Annotated in this window: 10 protein-coding genes; 3 read left to right on the plus strand and 7 right to left on the minus strand. The window is 54.5% G+C overall.

Annotated elements, in window-relative coordinates; genetic code table 11:
• Positions 1–172 precede the first annotated feature (172 nt).
• Positions 173–3679, minus strand: a complete 3507-nt coding sequence (locus tag DMG62_10905; GenBank protein ID PYY22983.1) for a hypothetical protein — start codon at positions 3677–3679, stop codon at positions 173–175.
• A 349-nt stretch (positions 3680–4028) separates the two neighbouring features.
• The gene (locus DMG62_10910) at positions 4029–7538 is read right to left on the minus strand and encodes a TonB-dependent receptor (GenBank protein ID PYY22984.1); all 3510 of its coding nucleotides are present in this window, start codon (positions 7536–7538) and stop codon (positions 4029–4031) included.
• 453 nt (positions 7539–7991) lie between these two features.
• Here DMG62_10910 and DMG62_10915 point away from each other — a divergent pair, with 453 nt between their 5' ends.
• Both DMG62_10915 and DMG62_10920 read left to right on the plus strand, forming a co-directional pair.
• On the plus strand, positions 7992–9188 hold the full coding sequence (locus tag DMG62_10915) for a hypothetical protein (GenBank protein PYY22985.1): 1197 nt from the start codon (positions 7992–7994) through the stop codon (positions 9186–9188).
• Between the two features lie 113 nt (positions 9189–9301).
• The gene (locus DMG62_10920) at positions 9302–10309 is read left to right on the plus strand and encodes a hypothetical protein (GenBank protein ID PYY22986.1); all 1008 of its coding nucleotides are present in this window, start codon (positions 9302–9304) and stop codon (positions 10307–10309) included.
• 135 nt (positions 10310–10444) lie between these two features.
• Here the strand turns inward: DMG62_10920 and DMG62_10925 are convergent, their stop codons facing one another.
• The 4 genes from DMG62_10925 to DMG62_10940 form a co-directional block, all read right to left on the minus strand.
• Complete coding sequence (locus tag DMG62_10925; protein PYY23007.1) at positions 10445–10816, minus strand: MerR family transcriptional regulator; 372 nt, start codon at positions 10814–10816, stop codon at positions 10445–10447.
• 71 nt (positions 10817–10887) lie between these two features.
• Positions 10888–12105, minus strand: coding sequence for a molecular chaperone DnaJ (locus DMG62_10930; GenBank protein ID PYY22987.1), 1218 nt, complete (start codon positions 12103–12105; stop codon positions 10888–10890).
• A 35-nt stretch (positions 12106–12140) separates the two neighbouring features.
• Positions 12141–12776 carry a hypothetical protein gene (locus DMG62_10935; GenBank protein PYY22988.1) on the minus strand — a complete coding sequence of 212 codons (636 nt, stop codon included), beginning with the start codon at positions 12774–12776 and terminating at the stop codon, positions 12141–12143.
• A 214-nt stretch (positions 12777–12990) separates the two neighbouring features.
• On the minus strand, positions 12991–14925 hold the full coding sequence (locus DMG62_10940) for a molecular chaperone DnaK (GenBank protein PYY22989.1): 1935 nt from the start codon (positions 14923–14925) through the stop codon (positions 12991–12993).
• A 281-nt stretch (positions 14926–15206) separates the two neighbouring features.
• Here DMG62_10940 and DMG62_10945 point away from each other — a divergent pair, with 281 nt between their 5' ends.
• Positions 15207–16490, plus strand: a complete 1284-nt coding sequence (locus DMG62_10945) for an amino acid transporter (protein ID PYY23008.1) — start codon at positions 15207–15209, stop codon at positions 16488–16490.
• A 62-nt stretch (positions 16491–16552) separates the two neighbouring features.
• Here DMG62_10945 and DMG62_10950 read toward each other — a convergent pair whose 3' ends face one another.
• On the minus strand, positions 16553–17179 hold the full coding sequence (locus DMG62_10950) for a hypothetical protein (GenBank protein ID PYY22990.1): 627 nt from the start codon (positions 17177–17179) through the stop codon (positions 16553–16555).
• Between the last annotated feature and the right edge of the window lie 59 nt (positions 17180–17238).

Here is a 17238-nt window from a genome sequence, read left to right on the forward strand (position 1 = left end):
CGTTCAGTGGATCGCACTGTCCATCGCTGGGTGATGAATGTTCAAAATTGAACAGGAGAAATATCAGTGCGCTGATATTGGCAAATTGAAAGTTTCGTCCGAATTGGCGCTCATGTACCAAAAAAGAAGCGGTGAGGACTCTCCTCACCGCTGACGACCGACGTACCGACGTCTAGAAGATGACCTTCGCGCCGACCTCGATCCTCCTGCGATCGATTCCGGAGAAGATCGAGTTAGCTTGTTGCGGATTGCCACCGTTGCTGTTGAAGAAGGTGTTCCCGAATGAACCTTGCTGATCGGCGAAGTTTCCGTTCCGGATTTGCGGATCGGGCACCCCACGATACTGACGATTCATCACGTTGTAAGCGACTCCTCGCAATTGGACCGTGAATCTCTCTGTAAGCTTCATGTCTTTTAAGAGAGACAGGTTCAACTGGTTGATGGTGTCGCCGCGCACGGTGTTGCGGGCTGCTCCTCCAAAAGGCGTTCCGAGCACTCTGGCAGCGTTGTTGTCATTGAGAATCCAATGCACGGCGCTACCGCTGATCGGAGCTCCAGTGAAGAAGTTTGTCAGCTGCAAGTTGTTATCATATGCGCCCACTGTATCGACCGGCGCATTTGGATTTGCGAGGATCGGCCGGCAGGGCGAATTCGCCGTGCTGAACGTTCCCGTTGGATCGCAAAGAGTCGTGCCGGCTCCCAGTCCGCGAGCTTCAACCGGCGTGTAAGGTTGACCGCTGGTGAAACGATAAGCTGGATTCACCTGCCATCCACCCAACAGTCTGCCCATGATTCCTCCTCGATCCTTAAAGAACGGAAGATCGTAAAGAATGTAGAGCGAGAATACGTGCGGATAGTCGAGACCGCTGGTCCCGCGCTCTCCTCCGGTGATGTTGAATGGGTTCTGCGGATAAGCGAGCGTGCTTCCTCCACCCAGGCTGTTAAATACCTCGCTGGAAGTATCGATGGTGTGGCTAAACGTATAGCTCACTCCTGCCGTCATGCCACGGAAGCCCTGCACATCGAGACGGGACTGCAGTCCGTTGTAGTAGGACATACCGATGTTGTTACGCGAGAGAACGCGAGTCTGATTGCAGTTCGCGTAGCCAGCTGAGAAGCCTGGCGCTCCCGGAGTAGCACAAGGCGTGAAGTTGGAGGGGATAAACTTTCCAAATCCGGCAGCAGTGAGCGCGTTCAGCGCTGGATTCGTATTCACGTCCTGGAATAGTCCTACGCCACGGTTTCCAACATACCGGAGTTCCCCCACGATGCGAGAACCAAGTTGGCGCTGCACACCGAGGTTCCACTGTTCGGCATATGGATTGTGCAGGTTCGGCGCCACCAGCGTTTGCTTGCGTGTGCCTGGATCTACGCCTCGCGGAATCAATGCCAAATCGCTAGATCGAACATCGGCGCCGTTTCCCGAAGCGGGCAAGCAATTTGGACAATTCGAAACCTGACCGAGGTTTACGAATGGCGCGCCTCCAGCGACGTTTGTAAAGAGGTTGTAGAACTCCGGATTGTAGGCAATTCTGAAACCGCCGCGAATGACGGTTGCATTGTTACCCCACCATCCGCCGCTTGGAGAATACGCGAATCCCACAACCGGTGCGAAGTTCTTGTTCGCGATAGGAATCGCAGGCAAAGTCGTCCGCGACAATGGCAACGATGTGTTCCAAAATGCCGTCGCAGGATTGCTCTCGCGCTGCACCGTAATGTCGTGCAGCAGATTCACGGCTTGTGAGCCTATTTCGTACCTCAATCCGAGAGTCAAAGTGAGATTGCTTCGAGCTTTCCAATCATCCTGCAAGTAGAAGGCGCCATCATTCTCCTCGAAGTTGATTTGCGGGGGCCCATCTGCAAACAGGAACTGCGCTGCAGTGTTGCTAATGAAATCGCTAGTCTGTCCGGGTGCACACGCTGCTAGGCAAGAGAACGTAAATGTCCCGGCTGAATTGGGCAGGAAGAAATTTGGCTGACGCTGGCGCTGGAACTCGCCTCCGAACTTCAAAGCATGAGCTCCAACTTGTCGGGTGGCGTTGTCCTGGACCTGATAATTGATTACATCGCGTCCCTGCGGAAACCCGCTTACCTCTCCAAATCCCAGGGTGTTGTCATTGAAATTAACGAAGGTGGGGCATTTGGCGAAGTTGGTGCGGCTGCAGTCGGGGAACCCCCCGTTTTCGAAGCCCACAGTCGTTGTGAAGTAACTGAAGCGAGCCTGGTTGAGGAACATCGGAGAAAAAGTATGCGCCCAATCAATTCCTACTGAGTGAGTGCGGCTCGGCTCGTCAATAAACTGTCCAGCCGCCAATCCGGCAAGGCCATTTATTGAGACGTTCGTGAATAACTGTTTCTGGTAGTAATACCGCCCAAAGATTTTGTCGTTTTGGGAAAGCTGGTAATCGATGCGCCCGCTGCCTTCATAGTCATTGGCAATGGCATCGAGGTTCCGAGTTACCGTGGCAAACTCGATCGGCCTTCCATTCACCGTCACGATCTGCGGCGCTCCCACAGTGAGCGTTCCTTTTGTCACCGCAAGGGGTCCGACCGCCTTCAACGCCGCAACGGCAGGGTTGTTCGGAAACGCGGCTGCGAGCTGCGCAAGTCCGTTCTGAGTAGGAGTAAGCTGGCCGCCTGACGACGCTAGCGTTGGGCCCGTGCGGATTTTCTCCAGATTGGTGGAACCGAAAAACCAGAGTCGATCTTTCAAAATCGGACCGCTTATTATCCCTCCGAAACGGTTGTCCACGTTGCGGGGAACAACCGGCTCAGTGCAGGAGCTCGCAAAGTCTGTCGCGGTTCCTTTGGCGACTCCCTTTGGACAAATGCCGAACAGTGGCGACTTGTCCTGATTCGCCAGCGAGTCACCCCAATTCCCGTTGTAGATCTCGAACGCCGAACCATGGTAATTGTTGGTTCCGGATTTCGTGACATAATTCACGACGGTTCCGGTGTTGCGTCCATACTCCGCACTGTAGTTCGTCAGCACCTGGATTTCGGCGACGGCGTCTTGATTGCCGAAGAAAACCACGGGGCCGCCGATGGAAGTATCGTTGTTGCTCTGTCCGTCGAGCTGAAAGTTGTTGTCGCGAGCTCGCTGACCGTTCGCGGCGAACTGTGCTCCACCTTGATTGCTGAAGCCGGAGTCGCCAGCCGGGACAACGCCCGGCGTGAACAGAGTGACGATGTCGAGTCCATTTCCTACAGGCAAATCCGCAAGCTTTTTCGTCTCGAATGATTCGCCAATCTGCATCGTGTCAGTCTGCAGAATGGGGGCGGTCCCTTCGACAGTTATAGATTCCTGGGTCGAGGCGATTCCCAAGATCTGCACGCCCAACGAGGAGGCGCGTCCGGCGCTCGTTCCCACATTGGTCACCTGCTTCTTGCTGAATCCGGAAGCCTCGATGGCTACGTTGTAAGTACCCACAGGCAATCCTCGCAGTTCGAATGAGCCTGAGGCATCGGTCGTCGCATTGAATGACGTATTGGTGCCATTCTCGATGGCGGTCACCCTGGCCCCTGGGATCACCTGCTGCTGCTGATCTTGCACGCTACCGGTAATCGAACCGGTCGTGATTCCTTGTCCCGCTAGCATTGGGACGAGCAGCAGGAAACTTGTGAGCAGCATGAGGGCGCTCATGCAAGGCGCAAACACTTTTGACAGTCTGAAACTCATCTTAATTCACATCTCCTGACGCTGTGCGTTTTACTGTGGAACAATGAGTGCACGTGGGCTTCCTAAAACGGTACTACTTGAGTACAAGATGACCGAAATCGGCTTCCCAGTGACGAATGCCGGATTCGTAGTGATGAAACTACTGATTTGTGTCACGAGGTTGCTGGCACTGAATACCCAATACAACAGCTTGGTATCAGTTGACGGTGGGTGAGTATGGATTTCTGGAGGAGATAGACCCAAACTATTAATTCATGGAGACTGTTGATGATTAGAAACAATCCGCTAGGCACGAAAAAGGGAGCCGCAGGGACGGCTCCCTAAGAATTAATTAAAGAACAGCTAGGGATCAGAAGTGCAATCGGAGAGCGAATTGTCCAAAGCGGCGCTCATCGTGATTGCCGCCGGTCGCTAGCGTTCCGAGTCCACCTTTCTTCGCCAGCACTTGGATGGGTGCGCCGGTAGCGAAGTTGGGTACATCGAGATTCGCGCCGTTCACGAAGAAGTTGTGATGGTTGAGAATGTTGAATCCCTCGGCTCGGAATTCCAGATTCATACGTTCGCCGATGCGGAAGTTCTTGGCTGCCGAGAGATCGAATGACCACGCGCCAGGACCACGAAACGCATTGCGATGAGTCATAGTTACGGGATATGGACCAAAGTCCGAGAACCCGATTGTCGGATTGAATACCGTAGTATTCGCTGCCGGCAAATTGAGCATGTTGAAGCTGTCCACGCCAACGCTGATTGGAGTTCCCGTCGAATAACCAGTGATCGATGCGCCGGGAACGTATCGCGGCCACCCGTATCCACCTCCCGCGTTCGCAGAATTTGTGCTGTCGAAGACGCCAAACGGAGTTCCGGTACGCGCGGTGAAGATGCTCGTAAAGGTATAGCCACCAAGCAACAGATGAGACCAGCCACCCGATTGCTTGAACCATGGCGTTTCATAAATCGGCGAAACCACCACGCGATGGCGGATGTCGTAATCCGAATTTCCGCGATCCAGCCCAGGGTTGCGTGGATCCAGATATCCCAAATTCCCAATTCCGCCCGAAGCTCCCTGGAGGTTATCGGCGAAGGTCGAGCTTAGATCGTCGATCGAATGCGCAAAGGTATAGTTGGCGACCATACTCAAGCCGGACTTCCAGATGTCCTGCGTCTGGAATCGGAAATTGAGCCCATGATAGTAAGAGTCGCCATTGCTTCCGCGGTTGTTGATGCCGGTATATTGCGGGTTCACGCGAGTGAGGAATGTTCCGTTGAACGGTTGTCCAAGGTACGCCTGTCCCGAGCCAAGCGTATTGATGTTCTTGATGTCGTATAGGTGGATTCCGCGCGCGCCGCTGTACTCCATAGCGACCAACGAACTCGCTCCCACTCTGCGCTCCAGCGCCATGCTATAGAACTGAGTCTGAGCAGTTCGAATGTCCTGATCCACATTCCTCAAGCTGGCTGGAGGCAGCGGAATCGTAGCTCCCCCTCCGCCCGAAACCGGACCAAGAGGGTCGAGACTCACGAACAACGGAATGCCTCCTCCGGCCTGGAGGTTGATGGTTGAGTTATTCGGCGGATTCTGGATCACATTGAAAGTGACGTTGCCGAAATTCCGCTCATAGCTGATGCCATACCCACCGCGCAGACTTGTCGTGCCTGTTCCAAACACATCCCAGGCAAATCCGACTCGAGGAGCAAGCGTTCCGTAACTTGGATTCCACAGGGCATGAATCGGACTGTTCGGAACCGTAAACACAGCGCCGTTCGCTACCTTCTCAAAGAAGTTCGATCCGCTTCCTCGATAGAAGTTGGAATCAAGTTCCGGATGATTGTTGTGTTGCACTCCGTAGTACTCATAGCGCAATCCATAGTTGAGTGTGAGTCGCGGACTCCACTTGTAGCTATCTTGCGCGTACCCAGCCCAGTCCCGATAACGGAAACTGCGAGCAAAGTTGGGTTGCGTTAGAGGAGGATTCAGACTGCAAGCGGGAGTCACCACCAGCGCGTTCGTGTTCGGATTCCGTACGCAGGGAAATTTGCCCTGAGGGAATACCGCCTTCGTATATTGCACAAGGTTGCCGTTGATGAGATTGTCGAGCCCTTGTGAAGCGTTAGCGCCGAGTACTTCAGTGGCCTGGGCAAAGGCCCCGAATGCGCGGTTCACCTGCTGATAGCTATATTGCCCGCCGAAGCGCATGGTGTGATTTCCCTTCACCCATGAGAGATCCTCATTCGCTTGAATCACGTTCTGCGGTCCTCCGAACGGGAGTCCTCCCGCTCCAGGCGTGAGACTGAAGAACCCAGGCAGATTCACCGGCTGATTCGCGATCGTCGGCGCTCCATCGAGGTAGAGCGTGGGGATGTTGGCAAAGGCCTTATCGAAGCTCTGATTCAGCCGTTCTCGGGCATAGCTGATCTTGCTGCTCGAGAGCACTGATGAAGAAAAAGTGTGATTGATGGAGTAAAGCGCGGAGTTGGCGAAGGAAGCCTGGCCAACGTTGAAGTCAGTGTACGGGCTGTTAAAAATAACTCCAGGGAAATCGTTCTCGTCATACAGTGCGTAGCGGAAGAACATCTGCGTGGCTTCGGTCGGATTGAAATCGAGCCTGCCGATGATGTCTTTGGTATTTTGTGGATTGCCGCCGCCGGCATCGGCCGGCGCGATGTAATTCACCGAGCCGAAAGCGGGCGTGTTGCCTGGCACTCGCTGTGCAAATGCGCCCGTATCATTCGTAGCCGCGACTACCTGCGCTGCGCTCAACGTGCTTCCGAAGGGACGAACATTCTTCCCTGCACCCTGGAAATACTGTTGAACATTAGGAGCGGTAAAGGAAATCAGCTGCGGTGTTGGAACAAGTGCGTTCAGACTCGCAGCGCTGCGAACGCGAACCCATTCCGTGATCTGAGAGAAGAACAGCTTGTTCTTGATGACCGGGCCGGTGACAACATACCCAAACTGATTGCGCGTGTAGCTCCCCTTGGGAATAGGACCGTTGCCGCTGTTCATGGAAGCAAGATTATTGGCAGCATTGTCATACGTGCGGGCTGTGAGCGCGGACACGCGATTGAACTCCCATGCCGAGCCGTGTAAAGAATTGCTGCCCGCCTTCGTGGTTAAATTCACGACGCCGCCTGAGGCGCGCCCGTATTGCGCGTCGAAGTTGCTGGTCAATATGCGGTATTCTTGAACGGCATCTTGCGGAACGATCTGAGCCGCGCCAGTGGCAAAAAGATCGCCATTCTCGACTCCATCAAGCAATATCTCCGTGCCCGAAGAGCGCTGTCCATTGATTGAGTAGCCAACACCGCGATCAGTCATACTCTGCCCGGCGTTTTGACCAGCCTGAACCGATCCCACTCCGGTGCGATCGCCGGCGCTCACGTTTCCCGACAACATTACGAAGTCGTATGGGTTGCGCGTAAGGCTGGGTAGCTGTGACAGTTGCTGAGAGCTGATCACCTGCGAAAGCTCTTGCGACTGCGTATTGACCTCGATTGCTGGGTTGGTCGCCACAACCTCAACCGTGGTGGAGGCAGAAACTCCCAGCGAGGCATCGACCGTCTCGTTGCCTCCAACGGCAACGGTCAGGTTTCTTTTAAAAGGAGCGAAGTTTCCGCTGGTGATCGTGATTTCGTACTGTCCGGGCTGCAAGCCTGTAACTGTGTAAGTCCCCGCCGAGTTACTTTGAACGATTCTGTGCGCTTGAGTTCCGAGATTCACCACAGCGACCGTCGCATTAGGAACCACGGCTCCAGAAGTATCTCGCACCGTCCCGGTGATATTCCCACTTTGAACCTGCGCAAACAGCAACGTGCAGCCAAAGAGCATCACTGCAAGAACACTCGTAATTTTGCGGTGCATCCTTCCTCCAGAACGCAAATGCGTTCCTGGCTGCTGTGTGCATGTGGCAAGCCAGCCGAAACGCCAATCTGGAAGTTAGGTACGAAATTGCATCCCTCGATAACGAGTCGTACCCGGTTGGATAGAGGTAGTCGGTTTGAATTGAGCAAATTGCGCGTCGAGCGGGAGATAGGACTACAAAATCTGGAATAGTCGGCCGCACCTGCCTCCAGAAACAAGGACTTTTCTGATGGCTCTTTGAGTCACCTTTTCAAGGCCATTCCTGAGATTGCGTCGCGGCAACAAAAGCAAGCCTTAGGGACCAATACCGATTTTTTAGGGACTACAGGAGGATCAGTTCAATTTTCTGTGCATTGCAGAGACTAAGATTACAGTCCTGTGACTCGCATGCATCTGCTTGTACAGTCCAATTGATTGAGCGTGCTCTAGCTAATAGAAAGACGTTATAGAAAGATGATTGACCAGATTCAGAAAGTTGAGAACCAAACGCAGGGTCACATCCGAAAGAACCAGCGAGGGCTCTTCGTCATTCCTGTTGCTTATTTGTTCGCGATTATGACGAGCTTCGCATTGCTGCTGGCCTGGCAAGCGCATCAGGTGATGAAGCAGTGGAATCGGCCAAACAACTACTTCTCTGAACAGGCTGCCAATCAACTTATTGATTTCTATGTGTGGAGCCTGATGGCGCTCGCCATTTGGCAATACATGCGCGTTTTCTCCCTGCAAGGCCCAAAATGGAAACGGGACTTGGCCGTACACGCTGGCATTGCGATCGTCACCGCTCCTGTGGCGACATGTCTTTATATCGCCGGCGTGGCGATTGCGCAATTGGGAATACGCGACATGAGCGTGAAGGCGCGCCTTATGTACAACCTGCGCGGCGAGTTTGGGCAGAACATCATTGAATATCTTACGATCCTTGCGGTGCTCGCTTCGGTTGAGTATTACCGGCGACATCGTGACGATCAACGCGAAAAGCTTCAACTACAGCACGCTCTGATCGAGTCGAAGCTCCAGACTCTCCGCGCGCAGTTAAATCCTCATTTTCTGTTCAATGCGATGAACTCGGTGTCTTGCCTGCTTCATCGCGACACCGCTGCAGCCGATCAGATGCTTTCGCGAGTTGCCAACCTGCTTCGGCTCGCGCTGGCCCGCGATGATAGCCGCGAAGTGGGCTTGCTGGAGGAAGTGGAGCTCGCTGAGGAGTATCTTGAGATCCAAAAGATTCGATTTGGCTCCAGAATGAAGTTAGAGATTGATATTGACGACGACGTGCTGGAAGCGCGCGTTCCGAACATGCTCTTGCAGCCGCTGGTGGAGAATGCTTGCGTGCACGGCGTGGCTCGCACGCGCGGCGACTGTCGCGTGGAGCTCCGCGCCAAAGCCGAAAGCGGCGATCTTATTATCTCGATCTATAACGATGGCCCGTCGGTTCGTCCCGATTGGAAGGTTCGCAGCGGCATTGGTTTGAAAAACACCATGGAACGTCTTTCGCTGCTGTACAAGGAAAGTGCAACAATGGAACTTGAGAACTCGCGTGACGGAGTCAGGCTACTCGTCCGCATTCCGCTGGTAAGAACTCCCGGCAGAGTCGAGATCGTCGATACTGTCTTTCCCAGGTCCCCTGCACAATCTGCCAGCATCATGTAAAACCATTCGCGAACACCGCACCGTTTCGCGCATGGAACATCACCGTTCTGATACTACTGATCACATTCTCACTATCCGAGTAGCCGGGCCCGCGTCATTCTCGCGAGGCCCTTATGCAACGCAGTTTAGTTTCGGCTCTGCTACTCTTCTGCTCATCGATCTGCTCTTTAGCGTCTGACTCAAAGCTTCAGAGTTGCCATGTTCAAGTCGTAATGTCCAGCGGCGCAGTTCCCGCCAAGCTAAAATTACAGATTTTCGATGAAAGCCGTCGTATTCGTGAGGTTCGAGTTCCCGAGACGGGCTCGATTACCATTCCTGATTTGCTCCCAGGCGAGTATCGCCTGCAGACTGGTGGCGTAGATACTAACTTCCTCACCGCTGGACCTCTACACGTCCCTGATTCCGGCCCATGCGAACTTGGATTCACAATCGTTGGCCGAGCCGATTCGCACAGCGCTCTCCTGGAAGACGATGTGGAAGTTGAAGACTTGCGAATCTCGTCTCGAGTCAGATCTTTATTCCAAAGCGCTTTTGCTGAGTTCGAACGCGGGGAATTGCAGAAGGCTCGGAACTCTTTCATCGAGGTCACTAAAGTAGCTCCAAAATTGTCGCGTGCTTACAACATCCTTGGAGTGATTTGCAATCAGCTTGGGGATCCGCAGAGCGGACGGCAGTACCTCGAAAAGGCTCTGGAGCTGAATCCCCGCAGCAAGCCTGCGCTGATGAATCTGGCTAAGCTCTCGATCGTGGAACGACGATTCGATGAGGCTCTAACCATTCTGGAGCGATACCGAATTGGGACTCCTGATATGGTGGACATTCACGCCATGGAAGCTGAGTCCTTTCTGAAGCTCGGCAGGTACCACGAGGCAATCCGAGAAGCCAGGGCCTCTCACGCTCTGCCCCATGCGAACTGGGCAACAGTGCACGTCATCGCGGCGGCGTCATTTGAAGCATTGCATCAGCCGCACAATGCAGTATCCGAATACCAGCAATTCATCACCGAGTGCAGTCAGCAATCACTGCGAGAGCAAGCGGCGAGGAGAATCAGCGAGCTAACCTCGGTGGCGGTACAACAGCCGAGCACTCCTGCGCCGATGAATTCATTGTTGGAGCGCTAGATCGCATTCATCGATTTGTAGAGTTCGCGAGGTCTTGAAGAGATCGGTCGTTTATCCATTACTCGTGACAATTGCATGGCTCAATTCCCTTGGGGCGCAAAATACCCGAAGGCCGCAGACAGAGGCGCCTCGCTGTTAGGGCTTTCGATCGCGATTGCCGGCAGGATGAATCGTCCGGCGAAGTGGAACCAAGGCGCCTTTACTCGCGTCGGAATGGGTCGCGGCAGCCCGTGCAAAGACTTCGCTTTGGACGAACTTTACAAAGTCCTGCATCTGCCTTTGCATCTCTTCCATACGCTCACGCATGTTCAAGATGATCGCGATGCCAGAAATGTTCACACCCAGATCGCGAGCGAGGCTGAGAATAAATTCGAGCCGCTCAAGATCTTGATCGGTATAGAGACGAGTATTGCCTTCCGTCCGCGAAGGCTTCAACAAACCTTCGCGCTCGTACAGACGAAGCGTCTGCGGATGAATGCCGTACATCTCGGCCACGGCCGAGATCATGTAAGCTCCTTGTTTGCGTCGTTTCATAAGAGAAGCTGCTCGGCTTGCAAAGTCCTAAGCCGCGGAACTTACTAGCTGGCTTTCGCCCATAACTCCGCGCGGGGATCTTCCGGATTCAGTTTCGCCAACTCTCGCATGACTTCCTTCGAGCGCTCGTCACGCAATTGCGGAACCACAATCTTTACCTCGACGATCTCGTCCCCGCGGGCTCCGTCTTTGGTAGCCGATGGCACGCCCTTCTCGCGCATGCGCAGCTTCTGCCCGCTCTGTGTACCCGGCGGAATCTTGAGCTGAGTGCGCCCATCGATGGTCGGCACCTCGATCTTCCCTCCAAGCGATGCCTCGGTGATCGAGATGGGGACGGTCACGTGGATATCGTCTCCTTCGCGGCGAAACACCGGATGCTCTTCTATGCGGATGATAATGAACAGATCGCCAGGTGGGCCGCCCCCACGGCCGGCATTGCCTTTTCCAGCGATGCGGATGCGTTGACCACCGCGGGTTCCCGGTTTGATACGGACTTCAAGGGGTTCGGTAACGTTTATCAACCCCTGACCGTGGCAATTCGGACACTCATTCTGAATCTGCCCGATTCCGTGACATCGCGGGCAGGGCATGTTGAACTTCATGCGACCGCTGGTCTGAGTAATGTGCCCGCTCCCTTTACATTCCGGACATGTCTGTCCTGAACCAACCGTAGCCGTTCCCTTGCAAACCGGACACACGTCCTGGCGGGTAATGCTCAAACGCAGTACGTTGCCGCGAATCGCCTGCCAGAATCCTACATTTACCTGATACTCAAGGTCGGTTCCCGGTTCGGGACCCTGCGGTTCCACGCGTCCGCCTCCGCCCGAGAAAATGCCGGAGAAAATATCGCGGAATCCGCCGCTCGATTTCTGGCTCGAACCGCCGCTCGCAAAATCGGAAAAATCAAAGCCGCCAAAATCGAACGGGACACCTTGCCCGCCGGCGCCGGAGCCGCGTGTATATGCCCCTCCGCCCGGGAAACCGCCGGCGCCACCTGCCCGAGCGTATGCTTCCGCCGTGGCGGGATCGATGTTGTCGGAATAGAAGCCCACCTGATCGTAGATCTTGCGCTTCTTCGGATCGCTGAGAACGTCGTTGGCTTCAGAGAGCTCCTTGAACTTCTCCTCAGCCTTCTTGTCGCCAGGATTAACGTCAGGATGATATTTACGCGCAAGTTTGCGGAAAGCCTTGCGAATCTCGTCCGCCGAGGCCGTCTTCTTAACACCGAGCGCCGCGTAATAGTCTTTGGTCTGAGTAGCCATTTAGCTTCAAGGCTGCGAAGCTTCGCAGCTCGTTTTCACTTCTCCGCAATCGACGTCGCTTGCCAGGCAACTGCCTGCCATCTGCCGTTGCGCTTCATAAACGTTCCAGTATTGCGAAATGCGCGTGTTACCGGCTTATCGTTGTCCGTGGAATGCATTACCAGACGGAAGTTCACTACCGCGATGTCGCCGTATTGATGTACGGTGAAGTCTTCTCCGCTGAAACTCGCGTTTGCTCGCGGCGCACTAGTCTTGCCTGCGTCAGCAAGGACATCTTTTTTGGTGATTAGAATTCCTGTGCCACGGGTGTAAAGAACATCATCGGCGAAGAAACGGTCGAAAGTAACCCGTTCATTGTTTGGAACATTCTTCAGAAATTCCTGTATGAGAACGATCAGCTCTTGACTCGCGGGCGCCCTGTCAGGTTGCGCCGAGGCTGGATTCGCAACGTAGCTATAGAACGAAACTCTCCCGCATCCGAGACTTCCTAAAATGAGAACGATCCCGCACAGCGGGATCGTTCGTCGTACAACCTTCTTTGCCAGGCTCACCCGAGCTCCGTTTCGATTATGCGTTCCCAACCTGCTGAATAAGAAATAATGATTCCGGCTCGGTCGCCACCGCGTTGCGCACGAACTGTTCGGCGGCTTCGAGCGGAAAAAGTCCAGCAACCGGGATCAGCTCAATCAGAGATCCCAACTGCTGCGCAATTTTCACCACCAAATATTGTTTCATGTCCCTGATACGGAGCATGTTGTGCTCCTGGTTCCCTTCTACTGCTACTAACCCCAAACTCTGTGAATCGTTTTGCGGCTATAAAGCCCGCGTTTTGTTCATCCCACAGTAGAGACGCAGCATGCTGCGTCTCTACTGTGCAGAATGGGATCACCCAGCCTTCTTCGGCTCGACATCGACATACTCAGCGTCGATCACGCCTTCATCCTTCTTCTGCTCCTGGCCAGACTGAGCACCATCGCCGCCGGGAGCTGCGCCGCCAGCTTGCGCAGCGCCAGTCGGCGGAGCCGATTTGTACATCGCCTCAGCCAACTTGTGCGAAGCCTGCGTGAGCCGCTCGCGTGCGGAGTTCATCGCCGCTGCGTCGGTGCCTTCGAGTGCCTTTTTGGCATCGGCCAACGCCGATTCCACATCGCCACGCTCGCTGCCGGAGATCTTGTCTCCATGCTCTTTCAGCATCTTGTCGATCTGATAAACCATCGAGTCGAGCTGATTACGCGCTTCCACTTCTTCGCGCTTGGCTTTGTCTTCGGAAGCGTGCGATTCGGCGTCCTTCGCCATGCGCTCGACTTCCTCCTTGCTCAGACCTGAAGAAGACGTAATCGTAATCTTCTGATCCTTGCTCGTCGCAACGTCCTTCGCCGTGACGTTGAGGATGCCGTTCGCATCGATGTCAAAAGTGACTTCGATTTGCGGCACGCCTCGCGGAGCCGGCGGAATTCCGGTTAGATGAAATTTGCCGAGCGTACGATTCTGCCCCGCCATGGGACGCTCGCCCTGCAACACGTGAACTTCGACCGAAGTCTGGCTGTCCGCGGCCGTTGAAAACGTCTCCGTCTTCTTGGTCGGGATCGTTGTGTTGCGCGGAATCATCGTCGTGGACACCCCACCGAGAGTCTCGATCGATAGCGTCAGCGGAGTCACGTCGAGCAACAACAGGTCTTTCACTTCGCCACCGAGCACGCCGGCCTGTACTGCAGCTCCGATCGCAACCACTTCGTCAGGATTCACGCCCTTGTGAGGCTCCTTGCCGAAGAGATCCTTCACCAGCGCCTGAATGCGCGGCATACGCGTCTGTCCGCCAACTAGCACGACTTCGTCAATCTTGCTGGGATCAACGCCCGCGTCCTTCATTGCCTGCTTGCATGGTCCTACCGAGCGTTGGATGATGTCTTCGATCAGCTGTTCCAGTTTGGAACGAGTAAGCTTCTTGACCAGATGCTTCGGACCGGAGGCATCCGCTGTGATGAACGGCAGGTTGATCTCGCTCTCCATTGCAGTGGACAGTTCGATCTTGGCTTTTTCCGCGGCATCGCGCAGACGCTGCAAAGCCATCTCGTTGCCCTTAGCCCGCAGGTCGAGCCCTTCCTCTCGCTTGAATTCCTCCACTAGCCAATCCACGATGCGCTGGTCGATGTTGTCGCCGCCGAGGTGCGTGTCACCATTCGTGGACTTCACCTCGATCACGCCTTCACCCACTTCGAGGATCGAGATGTCGAAGGTGCCGCCGCCGAAGTCGTACACGGCGATGGTCTCGTCCTTTTTCTTATCGAGACCGTAAGCGAGTGCCGCCGCCGTAGGCTCGTTCACAATGCGCTTTACATCGAGACCGGCGATCTTGCCGGCATCTTTGGTCGCCTGACGTTGCGCGTCGTTGAAGTACGCGGGAACGGTAATCACGGCTTCCGTGAGAGTCCCACCGAGATAGTCTTCCGCAGCTTTCTTCAACTTCTGCAGAATCATGGCCGAGATCTGCGGAGGCGTGTGTTCCTTTCCCTGCGCGACCACCGCCACATGGTCCCCCTGACGGACGACCTTGTAGGGCACCATCTTCATCTCGTCGCTGACTTCGTCGAAACGACGGCCCATGAACCGCTTGATCGAATAAATTGTGTTTTCCGGATTAGTAATGGCTTGGCGTTTGGCGACTTGGCCAACCAATCGCTCACCCGATTTGGTGAACGCGACCACCGAAGGTGTAGTCCGGCCGCCTTCTTCATTTGCTATGACCTTGGGTTCCCCGCCTTCCATAACGGCTACAACCGAGTTGGTCGTACCCAAGTCAATACCGATAATCTTTGCCATATTGGCGTCTCCTAACTTCTCGCTTAGCCCCTATCTTGCTGAAAACCAATAAGAACTTATTTTATAACAGACGTAGTATGAGAGTTGAGTGACTTATTGTCAACTGCGATGTAGATGCTTGGTAAAGGCTTCGGGATTCCTGTTTCTGACTTTTATTTTCATGAGGATAGCTGTTGGGTGTTAGAATCCGGGTCTTTGCGTTTAAGGAGGACTCAGGCCAATTGAACGCTAAACCGAGGAAGGGGATCACGCTCTGGCCGCTGATCGCTGCTACTTACTTCATGGTCTCGGGCGGCCCTTATGGCTTGGAAGACGTAGTTAGGGGAGCCGGGTACGGAGGAGCAATCCTGCTGCTGCTGATTACTCCTTTAATCTGGAGCCTGCCAACAGCTCTGATGATTGGGGAGCTCTCGAGCGCAATTCCAGCCGAAGGTGGGTATTACATCTGGGTACGTCGGGCTGCGGGTCCATTCTGGGGATTTCAGGAAGCATGGTTGTCACTGGCCGCCAGCATCTTCGATATGGCGATTTACCCGACCCTGTTTGTGGCTTACGCGTCGCGGATCCTTCCCGGATCCGAGAGGGAATGGCACGGAATCGCAATTGGTGTCGCCGTGATCGCCGTGTGCGTCCTCTGGAACCTGGCAGGCGGCAAGGCAGTCGGTGACAGTGCGTTGGCGATGCTGTTCATCATGCTCGGACCTTTCATTTTGCTCACGGTCTTCGCACTCATCCACTCGAAGAGCGGCTCATCGGGACCGACCACTCCGACACAATCGTTTGGATTGATCGGGGGTCTCATGGTGTGCATGTGGAACTACATGGGTTTCGATAATGCCTCGAACGTCGCCGGCGAAGTCGAGAACCCGCAACGTGTGTATCCGTTGGCGATGATTCTGACAATCGTCCTGATCGTGCTGGGCTACATCATTCCTATAGGCGCCATGTCCCGAACTGGCATTCCGCCGCAGGCTTGGACCACTGGTGCATGGGCCGCCATCGGCGGGCAGATCGCAGGACAATGGCTGGAGATCGCAATCATCGGGGGCGGAATGGTGGCAGCTCTGGCCACATTCAATTCGCTCCTGATGAGTTACTCCCGGCTTCCAATGACAATGGCCGAAGATGGACTCCTGCCGCGAGCCTTCGCGCTCACAACGAACAACACTCAAGCTCCTTGGGTGGCGATTATTACCTGCGCGATTCTCTGGGGAGCTTGCCTGGGTTTGGGATTTGAGCGACTCGTCACACTCGACATCGTCCTGTGGGGCGCTAGTATGGTTCTCGAATTCGTCGCGCTCGTCCTACTACGGATCCGCGAGCCAGAATTGGTACGTCCGTTTCGGATTCCAGGTGGCGTACCAGCCTGCGCTTTGCTTGGGGTTGCTCCGACTGTTCTCATCATCGTTGCCGCACTTCATAGTCGCGGCGAGACCGTAGCTGGAATGAACGCGCTCTGGTTCAGCTTGCTGGTAATGCTTGCGGGAGGAGGCATTTACCTTCTCTGCAGGTTAACCAGTCGGAAGGTTGCGGAAAATGCTAAAGCATGGCGTCCCGAGCACTGATGAAAAAGACGAAGTGACTTTGAACGAAAGCTGTCGGAGCTGAGTGGTGAAGCTTCTGTTCCTCAGAACTTCAAGACGAGTCCAGCACCGGCGAAAACCTGATTTTGCCCAACATTAAAGTTGGGAGATCCAGTATGAAAAAAACGCGCCTCGGCCCGAAAGCCTACCAAAGGAATATGTGTGCCAAACTCCAATCCACCCCCAGCCTCAAATACGCCTACTGTGCTGCTGCTCGCGTTGCTTATTCCCGTGCAGGCAGGGCTACAGGCGGTTGTGCCAGGAGAATAATGAGCAAAACCTCCACCCACCGCAGCAAATGGGGACAAGAAAGGTAAAGAGACTTTCAACCGCACACCCGGTGTGACGAGCACAGTAGAGTAATTCTGCCGAAAGCCTCCTTGCTCTAAAGTTCGTGTCGGTGTTCCCACTACGGGCAGATCGAAATGGAGAGAGGCCAGGTGCAGATTAACCATCCGAACGCCTAAAGCACCTTCATACGAAATCCTAGAGGGGGTGTGAACTGTCAGGCCGCAGAATGGATTGTTGGTCGAGCAGCTTCCCACACCGGTTGGCGGTGTTTTATCGGTTGTGAAGATTCCACCGACCAGGACGGCAACGTCGGCCGCTTGTGAGTAAGCCAGGCTAGACAGGACCAGCAAGCAAAAGAGCGTTAGGAGCGTTCTCTTCAAAGATAACCCTCTCAGCAGAATTTAGTGTCATGCAGATTATACGGGGCGTTAAACAACTT

This window comes from Acidobacteriota bacterium (genome assembly GCA_003225175.1).
In the GTDB taxonomy this organism is placed as follows: domain Bacteria; phylum Acidobacteriota; class Terriglobia; order Terriglobales; family Acidobacteriaceae; genus Gp1-AA112.